The sequence below is a fragment of the Hephaestia caeni genome, assembly GCF_003550065.1.
Taxonomy (GTDB): Bacteria; Pseudomonadota; Alphaproteobacteria; order Sphingomonadales; family Sphingomonadaceae; genus Sphingomonas; species Sphingomonas caeni_A.
Genome location: NZ_QXDC01000005.1, coordinates 119,823 through 133,678 on the forward strand (window position 1 = coordinate 119,823; position 13,856 = coordinate 133,678).

The window sequence follows — 13,856 nt, forward strand, 5'->3', positions numbered from 1 at the left end:
GCCGTCGCCGCGCTCGCCGCCTGCGCGGGCGGCTACAAGCCGGTGAGCGACACGCCGGTGAAGATCGGCCGCCCTTATACGGTGCGCGGCACCACCTACACGCCGGCCGCCGATCCCCGCTATGATATGCTCGGCTATGCGAGCTGGTACGGCAGCGAATCGGGCAACATGACCGCGAACGGCGAGAAATTTCGTCCGAAGGGCATCTCCGCTGCGCACAAGACGCTGCCGTTGCCCAGCTATGTCGAGGTCACGTCGCTCCAGACCGGGCGCACGATCCTCGTGCGCGTCAACGATCGCGGCCCCTTCGCGCGCGGCCGCATCATCGATCTGAGCAAGGGCGCGGCCGAACAACTCGGCATCCGCGCGGCGGGCACCGCGCCGGTGCGCGTGCGCATCGTCGATCCGCCCGAGCGCGACAAGAAGCGCCTGCGCGACGGCAAGCCTGCCGCCCCCCGCCCCGATGCCCCCGCCAGTTCACTCGCCTTCTGGCGCAACCAGCTTCGCCAGGCGGGGTATTGATTGGGGGTTGGCTGTCCTACAGCCTCCAATTCCGGTATAGATCCTGACCCTAGGGAGAAGGGCTGGCAAGGACCGATTCCGAAGACATGGAGAAGATCGTCCCACACTCTCCACTTTCTCCACTTCGCAGGCGCGCAGCGGCATGTTCCTGAACCTTCTCGATGAGCTGCGCGCCGCCGGCATCCCGGCCAGCCTCAAGGAGCATCTCACATTGCTCGAGGCGCTCGACCGCGAGGTCGTCGAGCGCAGCCCCGAGCAATTCTATTACCTCGCCCGCGCCACCTATGTGAAGGACGAAGGCCTGCTCGATCGCTTCGATCAGGTGTTCGCGAAGGTCTTCAAGGGCGTCGCCACCCGTTACGGCACCGAGACTCCCGACATCCCCGCCGATTGGCTGCGCGCGGTTGCAGAGAAATACCTCACGCCCGAGGAAATGGCGGCGATCGAAGCGCTCGGCTCGTGGGACGAGATCATGGAGACGCTCAAGAAGCGGCTCGAGGAACAGCAGGGCCGCCATCAGGGCGGCAACAAATGGATCGGCACCGGCGGCACCTCGCCCTACGGCAATTCGGGCTACAATCCCGAAGGCGTGCGGATCGGCGGCGAGAGCACGCACAAGCGCGCGCTCAAGGTGTGGGACCAGCGCGCGTTCAAGAACCTCGACAACACCCGCGAACTGGGCACGCGCAACATCAAGCTGGCACTGCGCCGCCTGCGCCGCTTCGCACGCGAGGGCGCGGCCGACGAACTCGATCTCGACGCCACGGTCGAAGGCACCGCGCGGCAGGGCTGGCTCGATATCCGCATGCGGCCAGAGCGCCACAATGCCGTCAAGCTGTTGCTGTTTCTCGACGTCGGCGGCTCGATGGACCCGTTCGTCAAGCTCTGCGAGGAACTGTTCTCGGCCGCGACGAGCGAGTTCAAGAACCTCGAATTCTTCTATTTCCACAATTGCCCCTACGAAGGCGTGCGGAAGGACAACAAGCGCCGCTTCACCGAGCGTACGCCGACTGCCCAACTGCTCCACAAATTCGGCCACGACTACAAGCTCGTGTTCGTCGGCGATGCCTCAATGAGCCCCTATGAGATCACGCATCCCGGCGGCTCGGTCGAGCATATGAACGAGGAATCGGGCGCGGTGTGGATGCGCCGGCTCACCAACACCTATCCATCGGCGGTGTGGCTCAATCCGGTGCCGCAGCCGCAATGGGGCTATTCGCAGAGCGTTCGGATCATCCGCGAATTGATGAACGATCGCATGTACCCGCTCACGCTTGGCGGGCTCGACGACGCAATGCGCGAGTTGACGCGGAAGCGATGAGCCGTCTGCGCGGGAACATTGCGCGCCCGTTCCGGTTGTATCGGAACAGGTAGGAGTTCGCAGCCATGTCGCACATCCCGGAGTCAGCCATGCCCCACGCCAAGGCCCCGTCCAGCAACGACGACACGTTCAAGTCGAAGGCGCGCAAGGCCGTCGACAATGCCAGCAAAACCGCCAGAGCGACCGCGAAGAAGGTCTCGGAAAAGGCGAAATCGCTCGCCAAATCAGCGTCGAAGACCGCCAAATCCGCCGAGAAGAAGGCGATGGCCAATCCCGGCAAGACTGCCGCTGCGGTCGGCGCGGCCGTGGTCGCCGGCGCGGCGGCGGCAGCCGCCGCCTCGCCCAAGGTCCGCGCGAAGGTGACCGGCAAGAAAGCGCCCGCCAAGCCCGCGACGGCCAGGAAGGCATCGCCCGCGAAAAAGCCGGCGGCAAAGAAGCCCGCCGCGCGCAAGCCCGCGGCCAAAAAGGCGCCCGCGAAATCGTGAATCAGTAGAGCAGGAACGGACGGCGCGTTTCGGCCCAGGCGGCCTCGTCCGCCGTCGCCGCGCCGTCCAGATCGCCCGGCTCGGCAGCCTCGTCGTCGACCCATTCCCGCAATCCCGGCCCGCCGTTGATCACGTCGATCGCGAGCTTGTCGAGCACGTATTCGTACGGGAAATCGCGCCACAGCGGATAATCGGGATAGAGCGTTCGGATCGCCTTGAACGCCAGCGCCTGCACCCGCCACGGCTTGAACGCATGATGATCGTAGCCCGGCCCCTCGGCATGGATCTGCACGCCGTTGCAGAGCTGCCCGACATGCTTGTGGAAGGTCGGCTGGAACCAGATGTCGCGCAACCGGCACCCCGAAAGCCATTCCGGCGCGAGCGCTTCCATTTCGGCCATCACCTTGCGCGCGTCGAGATCGGGCGCGCCGAACAATTCGAGCGGCCGCGTCGTCCCCCGCCCCTCGGAAAGCGTCGTGCCCTCGAGCATCACCGTGCCCGCATAATCGCGCGCCATGACGAGGTTGGGCGCATTGGGGCTCGGATTGATCCAGATGCGCGCCGCCGGCCAGCCGAAGCCCGGCCCCGCCTCGGGCGCCCAGCCCTCCATCTCGATCACCCGGTACTCAACATCGAGCCCGAAATGATCGACGAACCACCGCCCCAACTCGCCCATCGTCAGCCCATGCCGCATCGGCATCGGTCCCGCGCCGACGAAACTCTCCCATCCCGGCAGCAGCGCCAGCCCCTCGACCGGCCTGCCCACGGGATTGGGGCGATCGAGCACCCACACGCTCTTGCCGTACTTGGCGCCCGCTTCGAGCATGTAGAGCAGCGTCGTGATGAAAGTGTAGATGCGGCACCCCAGATCCTGGAGGTCGATCAGCACCACGTCGAACGCGCCCATCCATTCGGGCTTCGGCCGCCGCACCTCGCCATAGAGGCTGAACACCGGCATCCCGTAGGTCGGGTCGGTGAAGTCGGGCGACTCCATCATATTGTCCTGAAGGTCGCCCCGCACCCCGTGCTGCGGCCCGAACACCGCGGTGATGTTCACCCCCGCCGCCATCAGCGCGTCGAGGCTGTGCGTCAGGTCTTCGGTCACCGATGCCGGATGCGCGAGCAACGCGACGCGCTTGCCATCAAGGCCAGCGCGCAGGGCGGGGTCGGCAAGCAGCCGATCGATACCGAACTTCATGGGGCGTCAGGTGCCGCGAGCCGGGCGACAAAGCAATCCCGCGCATGGAAATCGGGCGTGCCCTCGGGATGCGCCAGCGCCCAAAGCGCCTTGGCGCCCGACATCTCCTCGATCACCATCGTCAGCCCGACCTCCCATAAGGGCGCTTGCGCGAGGCCATCGAGCCGCACCACCGCACTCATCCGCGCTTCGTCGGCGGTGCGCGAGAAATGCTGCCCGGTCACGATCGCGTCGGCGGCATTGCGCATCCCGTCGCGGTGGCCGTCGAAGGCGTAGATCGCGAACCGCGACGAGGGCGACAGATTATATTCGCGATAGCCGGCCGCGCCGCGCGCACCGATAAAAGCCTCGAAACAACTGTGCTGCCAGAGCAGATCAGCGAATTCGTGCGCCGCCGGCTCGGGCCAGCGCACGGCATCGATCGCGCCGCGCACGCGATAGTCGAGCCTCAGCACGCCACCGGCACCGCGCCGGGCATCAACGGCGATGCTGCGAACGGCGCTCCCGCGATGATCAGGGTGCGGAGTCAGATCGTAGGCCGGCACATCGCTTCCATCTGGAAAATCCCCCGTCGATCGATTATGTGCGCGCACTTCTCATGGCAACGCAACTTCCTCTTCCGCCCAAGGTGGGCATGGTGTCGCTCGGCTGTCCGAAGAATCTCGTCGATTCCGAGCGCATCCTGACCAAGCTCCGCTCCGACGGCTATCAGATGTCGCCCGATTATGCCGGCGCCGACGTCGTGCTCGTCAACACATGCGGTTTCCTCGATTCCGCCAAGGAGGAGAGCCTGGAGGCGATCGGCGAGGCGATCGCGGAAAACGGCCGCGTCATCGTCACCGGCTGCATGGGCAAGGAAGCCGAGACGATCCGCGCGCGCTTCCCCGACGTGCTCGCCGTTACGGGGGCGCATCAATATGAGGACGTCGTGGGCGCCGTCCATGACGCGGCGCCGATGCCGCCCAACGCCTTCCTCAACCTCGTTCCCGAAAGCGGCCTCAAGCTCACGCCGCGGCACTACAGCTATCTGAAGATTTCGGAGGGCTGCAACCACCGCTGCGCGTTCTGCATCATCCCCAGCCTGCGCGGCGATCTCGTCTCGCGCCGCCCCGACGCGATCCTGCGCGAGGCGGAGAAGCTGGTCGAGGCGGGGACGAAGGAACTGCTGGTCATCAGCCAGGACACTTCGGCCTACGGCGTCGACATCAAGCACCACCCGCGGACGTGGCACGGCCACGAGGTGCGTGCGCACATGACCGACCTCGCCCGTGAACTCGGCGGAATCGCGCCGTGGGTGCGGCTGCACTACGTCTACCCCTATCCGCACGTCGACCATGTCATCCCGCTGATGGCCGAGGGGCTGGTGCTCCCCTATCTCGACATCCCGTTCCAGCACGCCAGCCGCAGCGTGCTGAAAGCGATGCGCCGCCCCGCCAACGAGGCCAAGGTGCTCGAACGGATCAAGGGCTGGCGCGAGATCTGCCCCGACATCGCAGTGCGATCGACCTTCGTCGTCGGCTTCCCCGGCGAAACCGAGGACGATTTCCGCTACCTGATGGACTGGCTGGAAGAAGCGCAGCTCGATCGCGTCGGCGCGTTCCGCTTCGAGCCGGTCGAGGGCGCCGCCGCCAACGCGCTTCCCGATCCTGTCCCCGAGGAGATCAAGGAAGAGCGCTACGCTCGGCTGATGGAACTCACCGCGCGGATTTCGGCCGAGAAGCTCGCCGTGAAGGTCGGCCGCACGCTCGACGTCATCATCGATGCGGTCGATGCCGAGAGCGGCGGCGCCACCGGCCGCTCCGAGGCCGATGCGCCCGAGATCGATGGCGAGGTCCATTTGCGCGACGCGGGCCATCTGGCGGTCGGCGACATCGTGCGCGTCGCGATCGAGGACGCCGATGCGCACGATCTGTTCGGCGTTCCCGCCTGAGAGCGTTACCATCGCAACTTCACAGGCGGCGTGAAGGCGCTACAGTCGCCGCCGCACGCAAGCGGGAGAAAGCGGTGGCGAAGAAGGACGACGAGGCCGAAGCGCCGCAACGCTATCGCGCGCCCGCGCTCGACAAGGGGCTCGATATCCTCGAGCTGCTCGCCAGTGAGCCGCTGCCGATGACGCTGACCGCGATCGTCAACCGGCTCGAGCGATCGCATGGCGAACTGTTCCGCATGGTGCAGGTGCTCGAATATCGCGGCTATATCGAGCAGGACCGCGCCAGCGACGGCTATCGGCTCACCGACCAGCTTTTCTCGCTCGGGATGCAGCAGCCGCGCATCCAGAACCTCGTCGAGATCGCGCTGCCGATCATGCGGCAATTGACGATCGAGGTGGAGCAATCGTGCCACCTCGCGGTCCATACGCGCGGCCAGATGGCGGTGATCGCGCGGATGGAATCGAGCGAGCAACTCGGCTTCTCGGTCCGGGTCGGCTATCGCCGCGCGCTCCACGAATCGGCCTCGGGCGCGGTGCTCTACGCCTTCCAGCCGCCCGACATCCAGGAACGGTGGGAAAAGCTGCTCGATCCGCCGCTTCCCAAGGCCGCGCTCGAGGCATTCCGCGTCCACACCCGCGCCATCGCCAAACGCCAGGTCGAGCTGACGCCGAGCCGCTTCGTCGCCGGGATCACCGACATCTCGGCCCCGGTGATGCGCGGCGGCGCGGCGGCGGCGGCGCTGACGGTGCCGTACATCAAGAAGGTGCTGCCGTCGACCACACCCGACGAGACGGCAACCGCCGTCCGCGCGGCGGCGAACCGCATTTCGACCCAATTGACCGAGGGCGACAACCGGATCTGACACGCGAACGCTTGCATGGATTGCATTTTGCACATATGAAAATGTAATCCATTGACAAAAGGTGGACGCGATGAAGATCACCCGGCTCCGCGTCCTCGACATTCGTTTCCCGACCTCGATGCAGCTCGATGGATCGGACGCGATGAACCCCGATCCCGATTATTCGGCGGCCTATTGCATCCTCGAGACCGATCAGCCGGACCTCACGGGCCACGGGCTGACCTTCACGATCGGGCGCGGCAACGACATCTGCTGCGCCGCGATCGCGGCGCTGGCGCCGTTGGTCGAAGGACTCGACCTCGACTGGATCGCCGAGGACGGCGCCCGTTTCTGGCGGCATGTGACGGGCGACAGCCAGTTGCGCTGGATCGGCCCCGAAAAGGGCGCCATCCACCTCGCCGCGGGCGCGGTCGTCAACGCGGTGTGGGATCTGCTCGCCAAGCGCGCGGGCAAGCCCTTGTGGCGGCTGATCGGAGAGATGTCGCCGGAGGACATCGTCCGACAGATCGATTTCCGGTACATGACCGATTGCATCACCCCCGACGGGGCGGTCGCGCTGCTCACCGAGCGCGCGGCGGGCAAGGCGGCGCGCGTCGCCGATCTCGAGGCCAATGGCTATCCCTGCTACACCACGTCGGCAGGCTGGCTCGGCTATTCGGACGAGAAGCTGGCCCGGCTGTGCCGCGAGGCGGTCGACCAGGGGTTCGATCACATCAAGCTCAAGGTCGGGCTGTCGCTCGACGACGATATCCGCCGCGCCCGCCTTGCCCGCGAGGTGATCGGGCCGGATCGCAAGCTGCTGATCGACGCCAACCAGATCTGGGAAGTCGACGAAGCGATCGCCCATGTCCGCGCGCTCGCCTTCGCGCGGCCCTGGTTCATCGAGGAACCGACCAGCCCCGACGATGTCGCCGGCCACCGCCGCATTCGTGAAGGCGTTGCCCCGATCAAGGTCGCAACCGGCGAGATGTGCCAGAACCGCATCCTCTTCAAACAGTTCATGGCCGAAGGCGCGATCGACGTGGTGCAGCTCGACGCGTGCCGGCTCGGCGGCGTCAACGAGGTGCTCGCAGTGCTGCTGATGGCCGCGAAATACGATCTGCCGGTGTGCCCACACGCCGGTGGCGTGGGCTTGTGCGAATATGTCCAGCACCTCGCGATGATCGATTATCTATGCTTCGCGGGCACCAAGGAAGGCCGCGTCGCCGAATATATCGATCACCTCCACGAACATTTCGTCGAACCGTGCGTGGTCGAAAACGCCGCCTATCAGGTGCCCCGGGCGCCCGGCTATTCGATCGAGATGAAGCCCGAGACGTTGATCGATTACGCCTGGCCGCGGTCGTCGAGCGCACACCGCGTACCGGGTTGAAGCACCCCGCCGGCGACCGGGACGGCCCCGAAAGCGCTTCCCAAGCGCGCGGAAGGTTACAAAGGTTACACTACGCCCGCTTGTTTCGCCTTCCCCCGCGCAACGGACACGACGGGCAACATGGCACGGATCGGAGGTTGCAGGACAACGAAAAGAACAAACAGGGGGTATTCGAAGGCGTGGTTCATGCGCAGAGGACGGGCAAGGATATCGTCACCCCAGCGCAGGCTGGGGTCTATCTCTAGCCGTGGTGCCGATCGCGAGAGACATGGAGCGCTGGGGTGACGGGCCGCCGATAGCGCGCGACCTTACCGCCGCACCACCGCCGGGCCGATGCTGCCGGTGTGAGTCGTGACCAGCCCGGCCAGCGTATCGGGAGGAACGGCGCGCGGCGGCGCCGTGCCGATCGTACCGGCCCCCGCGAGATACGCGCCGTGTTCGGGCATCGCGGCGACCCCGCGCGCGATCGCGGCGCGGATCGCGGGCAGCCGGGCGAGCTTTTCCGGCGGCAGCGCATCGGCGAGCGGATCGTAGCGTTCGGGCGGGAAGCCCTGCCCTTCGAGCACCGCGACCCAGCTCGGTTCGCCGAACAATTCGTCATCGACGCGGAACACGCGGCCATGCCGTCGCCACATCGCCAGCTTCTCGGCGAGCGTATCGGGGATCGGCATCGCCCGGCACGCATCCCAGAACGGTTCTCCGACGCGCTGGTTGGCGTGATAATGCATGATGATGAAATCGCGCAGGCGTTCGTGTTCCACCGTGGTTTGCCGATTGTAGAAATCGATGTCGGGCTGGTGAAAATCGCGATCGGGGAACAGCGTCAGCAGCTTCGCCAGCCCCGACTGGACGAGATGGATGCTGGTCGATTCGAGCGGCTCGATAAACCCCGAGGCGAGCCCCAAGGCGAGCACGTTGCGGTTCCAGAACAGCCGTCGCCGCCCGGTCGTGAAGCGCAGCCGGTTGGCCTCGCCCAGCGGCGCGCCGTCGAGGTTGGCGCGCAGGATCGCCTCGGCCTCGTCGTCGCCCATGTGCGCACTCGCATAGACGTGCCCGTTGCCGATCCGGTGCTGGAGCGGAATGCGCCACTGCCAGCCTGCGCGGTGCGCCGAACAGCGCGTGTAGGGCGTCGGATCGCCCGCCGCCTCGCACGGAAGCGCGATCGCGCGATCGCACGGCAACCAGTGCGTCCATGATTCATACCCGGTTTCGAGCGCGCCCTCGATCAGCAGCCCACGGAAACCCGAGCAATCGATGAAGAAATCGGCCTCGATCACCTCACCGCGTTCGAGCCGCACGCCGCGCACGAACCCGTTCTCGCGCATCAGCACCTCGACGATGCGCCCTTCGTGCCGCACCGTGCCCGCCGCCTCGGCGATCTCGCGCAGCATGACCGCGTAGCGCGCCGCATCGAACTGATAGGCATAAGCGATGTTGGACAGCGTGTTCTTCGGATCGGGCGACGGGCGGCAGAATTTGCCCGCGAGCGCCGCCTTGCTCGGCAGGCTGTAATCGGTGAGCGCCCCGGCGGCCGCGGGGTCGGCGGCCCGCGCGCGCAGCCAATATTGATGGAAGGGTAGCGCGCCGATATCGGCGCCGTAGCGCCCGAAGGGGTGGAAATAGCGATCCCCCGCCTTGCCCCAGCCAACGAAATCGAGCCCGAGCTTGAAGGTCGCGCTGGTACGGCGGATGAAGTCGTTCTCGTCGATCCCGAGCAACTGGTTGAGATGGAGCAGCGGCGGGATCGTCGCTTCGCCGACGCCGACGGTGCCGATCGCCGCCGATTCGATCACGGTAACGCTCACGTCCTGATCGGCGAGCGCGCGGCCGATCGTCGCCGCCGCCATCCAGCCCGCGGTGCCCCCGCCCACGATCACGATGTTCCGTATCGCCCGTCCGCTCATCGTCGCTCTCCCCACCGTCGCTTGTAGCGCGCCCCGGTGGCCGCGCCAATTTTCATATATGCTCTGTTTTTTTGTAGACGATGATAAGGCGACGTGATACCGCTATCTTCACGCCGCCGATGCGCGCCCGCCAGAGGCCGCCCGGTTGAACGCGCGGAGGGGAGCAAAGGGCCATGATCGACACACGTATGAGCAAGATGGCGGCAGCGCGACGCGCGGGCTGGCTCATCGGTGCATCGGCGCTCGCCTTCGGCCTCGCCGCCCCGGCGCTGGCGCAAACCACGCCCGAACAGGAGACGCCGCCCGACGCGGCGCTGCCGCAAGAAGACGCCGCCGACGCGATCGTCGTCACCGGACTGCGCGCCTCGCTCGCCTCGGCACAGGCGATCAAGCGCAATTCGGGCCAGTTCGTCGATTCGGTGACCGCGATCGACATCGGCAAGCTGCCCGACAAGAACGTCGCCGAGGCACTCCAGCGCATCTCGGGCATCCAGATCACGCGCAACCGCGGCGAGGGATCGAGCATCGCGATCCGCGGGCTCACCCAGGTCCGCACCGAGGTCAACGGCCGCGACAGCTTCGGCGCCAGCGGCGGGCGCGCGCTGAGCTTCGAGGACGTGCCGTCGGAACTGCTCGCGGGCGTCGACGTCTACAAGAACCCGTCGGCGATGATGATCGAAGGCGGCGTCGGCGGGCTCGTCAACCTGCGCACGCGGATGCCGTTCGACAAGACCGACAACAAATTGCTCGTCTCGGGCACCGTCGGGCTCAATTATTACGACCTGATCGACGACAGCCGCTTCAACGCCTCGCTGCTCGCCAGCAAAAGGTGGGAGACCGGGATCGGCGATATCGGCATCCTCGTCGACGTCTCGACCTTCGAGGGCGCCTTCCGCTCCGACGACATCACGATCGAGCCCTATTTCGACCGCAGCGACATTCCCGGCTCCGAAGGCACGGCGCGCTCCGTCCCCGACGGCGCGGGGATCGGCATCACCTTCGGCGAGCGCAAGCGGCGCGGTTTCTATGGCGCGGTGCAATGGGCGCCGTCCGACGATCTCGAATTGTACGGCCAGGTGTTCCGCACCGATTACCGGATCGAGACGCCCAATTACACGTCGTTCGTCACCTGCGGCACCGACGTCAATTGCGCGACCAACACGATGCAGCCGAACGGGCCGTTCGCGTTCGATGAAGACGGGACGTTCGTCAGCGGCGCCTTCTCGGGCTTCGGCGCGACCGCGAACAACAGTCAGTTCACCAGCAACCGATCGATCACCACCGATTATTCGGCCGGGTTCAAGTGGCACGCGGGCGATCACCTGAAGATCAACGGCGACTTCCAGTACGTAGACGCGACCGCGGAGAACCGCAGCTTCACCGCCTTCCCGCAGCGCGACGGCGGCACGCTTTCGATCGATCTTGCGGGCAAGCTGCCGCAGATCCAGTTCGGCCCCGCGGGCGTCGACGATCCGGCGAATTACTACATCATCGCGCTGATGGATCACCTCGAAGACAGCAACGCGCACGAATATGCCGGGCGGCTCGACCTCGAATGGGATTTCGACGATTCGAGCGTGCTCCAGGATTTCACCGCGGGCGTGCGCTATACCGATCGGTCGGCGATCAACCGCTCGACGCCGTACAACTGGCAGTTCCTCTCCGCGCCCTGGGCGGGCAATTCGCTGCCGCTCAGCAATTATGCGATCTCCAACCCCTTCGACGCCGACTTCTTCTACGGTGAGGGCACAGGCGTCGTGGGCAACGTACCCTTCTTCAACTGGCCGACGCTGCGCAACGGGGGCGAGACCTTCCTCAATCTCTCCCATACCGCCGGGCCGTCGGGCGGCGCCGGGCCTTATCCGCGCACCCTGATCGACTACACCGGCAACGACATCAACACCCAGCACGAGAAGACCTACACGGCCTATACGATGTTGCGGTTCGATTTCGGCCGTTCGGGCGGGCTGCCGCTTGACGGCAATATCGGCGTGCGCGTGATCAAGACCTCGAACGACGCGGTGGGCCAGTACGTGCTCACCTATCGCGATCCGGGCGCGCCGACGACCGATATCAACGTCACCACCCCGCTGAGCGGCAGCCAGGATTATACCGAGGTGCTGCCCAGCCTGAATCTGCGCTATCACATCACCGATACGCTACAGGCGCGCTTCGCTGCATCGCGCGGGCTCTCGCGCCCGCCGTTCTACGACATGCGCGCGATCTTCAACCTGACCGAGAATTACCGCACACCGACGAGCTGCCCGCCCGGCGCCGACCCCGCCGATCCGGCGTGCGTGCCCGAATTCGTCAACAATACCGGCACCGGCGGCAATCCGAACCTGAAACCGCTGACGGTCAACCAGGCGGATATCGCGCTCGAATGGTATCCGAGTTCGACGACGATGCTCTACGGCACGCTGTTCTACAAGAAGGTCAAGAATTTCGAGGGCACCGCGGTCTACGACCAGACGTTCGACGTGCCGGGCAAGGGGCCGCAGACGTTCCAGGTGACCGCGCAGGTCAATGGCGATGCCGGTACGATCAAGGGCTTCGAGGTCGGCGGCAACACCTTCTTCAGCTTCCTGCCCTCGCCGTTCGATGGTTTCGGCGCGCAGGCCAACCTCACCTATGTCGATTCGAAGGCGCCGAGCCTGGTCTCGTTCGATGCCAACGGCCGCCCGTTGCAGACGCCGCTGCAAGGGCTGTCGAAGTGGAGCTACAATATCGTCGGCTTCTACGAGAAATACGGCTTCACCGCGCGCGCGGCGTGGAACTGGCGCAACGACTATCTCGATACGGTCAACGGCAACGGCACCGGCGCGGTGCCGATCTATCGCCGACCCTACGGCCAGCTCGACGCCAGCATCTCCTACGATTTCACGCCGTTCTTCTCGGTCAGCCTCGACGGCGTCAACCTGACCCGCGAGATGAAGCAGAGCTATCAGGCGACGCCCAACCATCCGCGCGATTACCTTCAGGAAGATCGCCGGATCGGCATCTCGCTCAGGCTGCGCACGCCATAAGGGGGGCGGCGGCGCCGGGCGGTTCGCCCGTCGGGTGTCGCCGCGATTCGGGCGCGGACGTTGATCGATGGCCTTGCCGCGCGCATCGAACGATGCAGGAATGCCGACGGGAGGAGCGCGCGACCGATGATGCCGTGGCGGATGACGCTTTCGCGATGACGACGCTGGACCGGAGCACGCTGGGCGCGATCGGCTTCGGCGCCGCGCCGCTGGGCAATCTCTATCGCTCGCTGACCGACGCCGCCGCGCGCGCCACGATCCGCGCCGCGTGGAATGCGGGCATCCGCTATTTCGACACCGCCCCGCATTACGGTTTCGGGTTGAGCGAGAAGCGGCTCGGCTCGGCGCTCGCCGAGATCGATCCCGACGAACAGGCGATTGTGTCGACCAAGGTCGGCCGCAGGCTCGATCCGGTGCCCGATGCCGATCTCACGCGCCCGCGCCAGGGCTTCGTCTCGCCCGAGCCGGTCGAGAGCGTGTTCGATTACGGCTATGACGCGGTGATGCGCGGCTATGAGGCGAGCCGCGCGCGCTTGCGCCGCGACCGGATCGATGTGCTCTATGCGCACGATCTCGGCCGGCTGACCCACGGCGACGCGCATCCCCATCATTTCTGCGCGTTCCTCGACGGCGGGTACAAGGCGATGCGCGCGCTCCGCGATGGCGGGGCGGTGCGCGCGATCGGGATCGGCGTCAACGAAGTCGCGATCTGCGAACAGGTGCTCGCCCACGCCGACCTCGATCTCATCCTGCTCGCCGGGCGCTACACCTTGCTCGAACAGGACAGTCTCCAAACCTTGCTGCCGCTGTGCGAACGCCGATCGGTCGGCGTGGTGATCGGCGGCCCGTATAATTCGGGTATCCTCGCGCAGGGCGTCGGCGGAGGAGCGCCGGTGCATTACGATTACGAGCCCCCACCCGCCGACATCGTCGCCCGCGTCGCGCGGATCGAGGCGCTGTGTGCAGCGCACGGCGTGCCGATGGCGGCGGCGGCGCTGCAATTTCCGCTCGCCCACCCGCAGATCGCCTCGGTGATACCGGGAATGGCGTCCCCCGACGAGGCGGCGGCGACGATCGCGGCGATGGCGACGCCGCTGCCGCCCGCCTTGTGGGCGGACTTGAAGCGCGCGGGGCTGCTCCGCCCCGACGCCCCGGTTCCGGGCATTGCGGAATAGGCCCCCTATCTGGCGGGCGCCGTTTCATTCTATACGAGCCCGGACAGGCAACACTCATCG

Annotated in this window: 11 protein-coding genes; 8 read left to right on the forward strand and 3 right to left on the reverse strand. The window is 66.2% G+C overall.

What is annotated here, in order from left to right:
- Positions 1–42 precede the first annotated feature (42 nt).
- From DFR49_RS22320 to DFR49_RS22070, 3 genes are all read left to right on the forward strand, one after another.
- Complete coding sequence (locus tag DFR49_RS22320) at positions 43–522, forward strand: septal ring lytic transglycosylase RlpA family protein (protein ID WP_245968661.1); 480 nt, start codon at positions 43–45, stop codon at positions 520–522.
- Between the two features lie 142 nt (positions 523–664).
- A complete protein-coding gene (locus DFR49_RS19635; RefSeq protein WP_119037420.1) occupies positions 665–1,843 on the forward strand; it encodes a vWA domain-containing protein in 1,179 nt (392 codons plus the stop codon).
- Positions 1,844–1,932: 89 nt separating this feature from the next.
- Positions 1,933–2,328: a histone gene (locus DFR49_RS22070; protein WP_170151071.1), complete on the forward strand. Its 396-nt coding sequence runs from the start codon at positions 1,933–1,935 to the stop codon at positions 2,326–2,328.
- 1 nt (position 2,329) lies between these two features.
- Here DFR49_RS22070 and DFR49_RS19645 read toward each other — a convergent pair whose 3' ends face one another.
- Together DFR49_RS19645 and DFR49_RS19650 are read right to left on the reverse strand one after the other, a co-directional pair.
- Positions 2,330–3,526: an exo-beta-N-acetylmuramidase NamZ family protein gene (locus tag DFR49_RS19645; RefSeq protein ID WP_119037422.1), complete on the reverse strand. Its 1,197-nt coding sequence runs from the start codon at positions 3,524–3,526 to the stop codon at positions 2,330–2,332.
- A complete protein-coding gene (locus tag DFR49_RS19650) occupies positions 3,523–4,071 on the reverse strand; it encodes a DOMON-like domain-containing protein (RefSeq protein ID WP_119037423.1) in 549 nt (182 codons plus the stop codon). The genes DFR49_RS19645 and DFR49_RS19650 overlap by 4 nt, the downstream gene beginning before the upstream one ends.
- Positions 4,072–4,124: 53 nt before the next feature.
- Between DFR49_RS19650 and rimO the strand changes: the two genes are divergently transcribed.
- From rimO to DFR49_RS19665, 3 genes are all read left to right on the forward strand, one after another.
- Entirely contained in the window at positions 4,125–5,456 is a 1,332-nt protein-coding gene (rimO, locus tag DFR49_RS19655; RefSeq protein ID WP_119037424.1) for a 30S ribosomal protein S12 methylthiotransferase RimO, read from the forward strand.
- 74 nt (positions 5,457–5,530) lie between these two features.
- A complete protein-coding gene (locus DFR49_RS19660; protein WP_119037425.1) occupies positions 5,531–6,319 on the forward strand; it encodes an IclR family transcriptional regulator in 789 nt (262 codons plus the stop codon).
- A gap of 70 nt (positions 6,320–6,389) precedes the next feature.
- The gene (locus tag DFR49_RS19665; RefSeq protein ID WP_119037426.1) at positions 6,390–7,691 is read left to right on the forward strand and encodes an L-fuconate dehydratase; all 1,302 of its coding nucleotides are present in this window, start codon (positions 6,390–6,392) and stop codon (positions 7,689–7,691) included.
- 308 nt (positions 7,692–7,999) lie between these two features.
- On the opposite strand, the gene DFR49_RS19670 is transcribed toward DFR49_RS19665, so the two are convergent.
- On the reverse strand, positions 8,000–9,595 hold the full coding sequence (locus DFR49_RS19670; RefSeq protein ID WP_119037427.1) for a tryptophan halogenase family protein: 1,596 nt from the start codon (positions 9,593–9,595) through the stop codon (positions 8,000–8,002).
- Positions 9,596–9,768: 173 nt separating this feature from the next.
- Between DFR49_RS19670 and DFR49_RS19675 the strand changes: the two genes are divergently transcribed.
- On the forward strand, positions 9,769–12,621 hold the full coding sequence (locus DFR49_RS19675) for a TonB-dependent receptor (protein WP_119037428.1): 2,853 nt from the start codon (positions 9,769–9,771) through the stop codon (positions 12,619–12,621).
- A 155-nt stretch (positions 12,622–12,776) separates the two neighbouring features.
- On the forward strand, positions 12,777–13,796 hold the full coding sequence (locus DFR49_RS19680) for an aldo/keto reductase (protein WP_119037532.1): 1,020 nt from the start codon (positions 12,777–12,779) through the stop codon (positions 13,794–13,796).
- The last annotated feature ends 60 nt before the right edge of the window (positions 13,797–13,856 follow it).

Excerpts from the sequence above, each read along its gene's own strand:
- DFR49_RS22070 (WP_170151071.1), top strand. The coding sequence starts at position 1,933 with ATGCCCCACGCCAAGGCCCCGTCCAGCAACGACGACACGTTCAAGTCG.
- DFR49_RS19680 (WP_119037532.1), top strand. The coding sequence starts at position 12,777 with ATGACGACGCTGGACCGGAGCACGCTGGGCGCGATCGGCTTCGGCGCC.
- DFR49_RS19645 (WP_119037422.1), bottom strand. The coding sequence starts at position 3,526 with ATGAAGTTCGGTATCGATCGGCTGCTTGCCGACCCCGCCCTGCGCGCT.
- DFR49_RS19635 (WP_119037420.1), top strand. The coding sequence starts at position 665 with ATGTTCCTGAACCTTCTCGATGAGCTGCGCGCCGCCGGCATCCCGGCC.
- rimO (WP_119037424.1), top strand. The coding sequence starts at position 4,125 with ATGGCAACGCAACTTCCTCTTCCGCCCAAGGTGGGCATGGTGTCGCTC.
- DFR49_RS19670 (WP_119037427.1), bottom strand. The coding sequence starts at position 9,595 with ATGAGCGGACGGGCGATACGGAACATCGTGATCGTGGGCGGGGGCACC.
- DFR49_RS19665 (WP_119037426.1), top strand. The coding sequence starts at position 6,390 with ATGAAGATCACCCGGCTCCGCGTCCTCGACATTCGTTTCCCGACCTCG.
- DFR49_RS19675 (WP_119037428.1), top strand. The coding sequence starts at position 9,769 with ATGATCGACACACGTATGAGCAAGATGGCGGCAGCGCGACGCGCGGGC.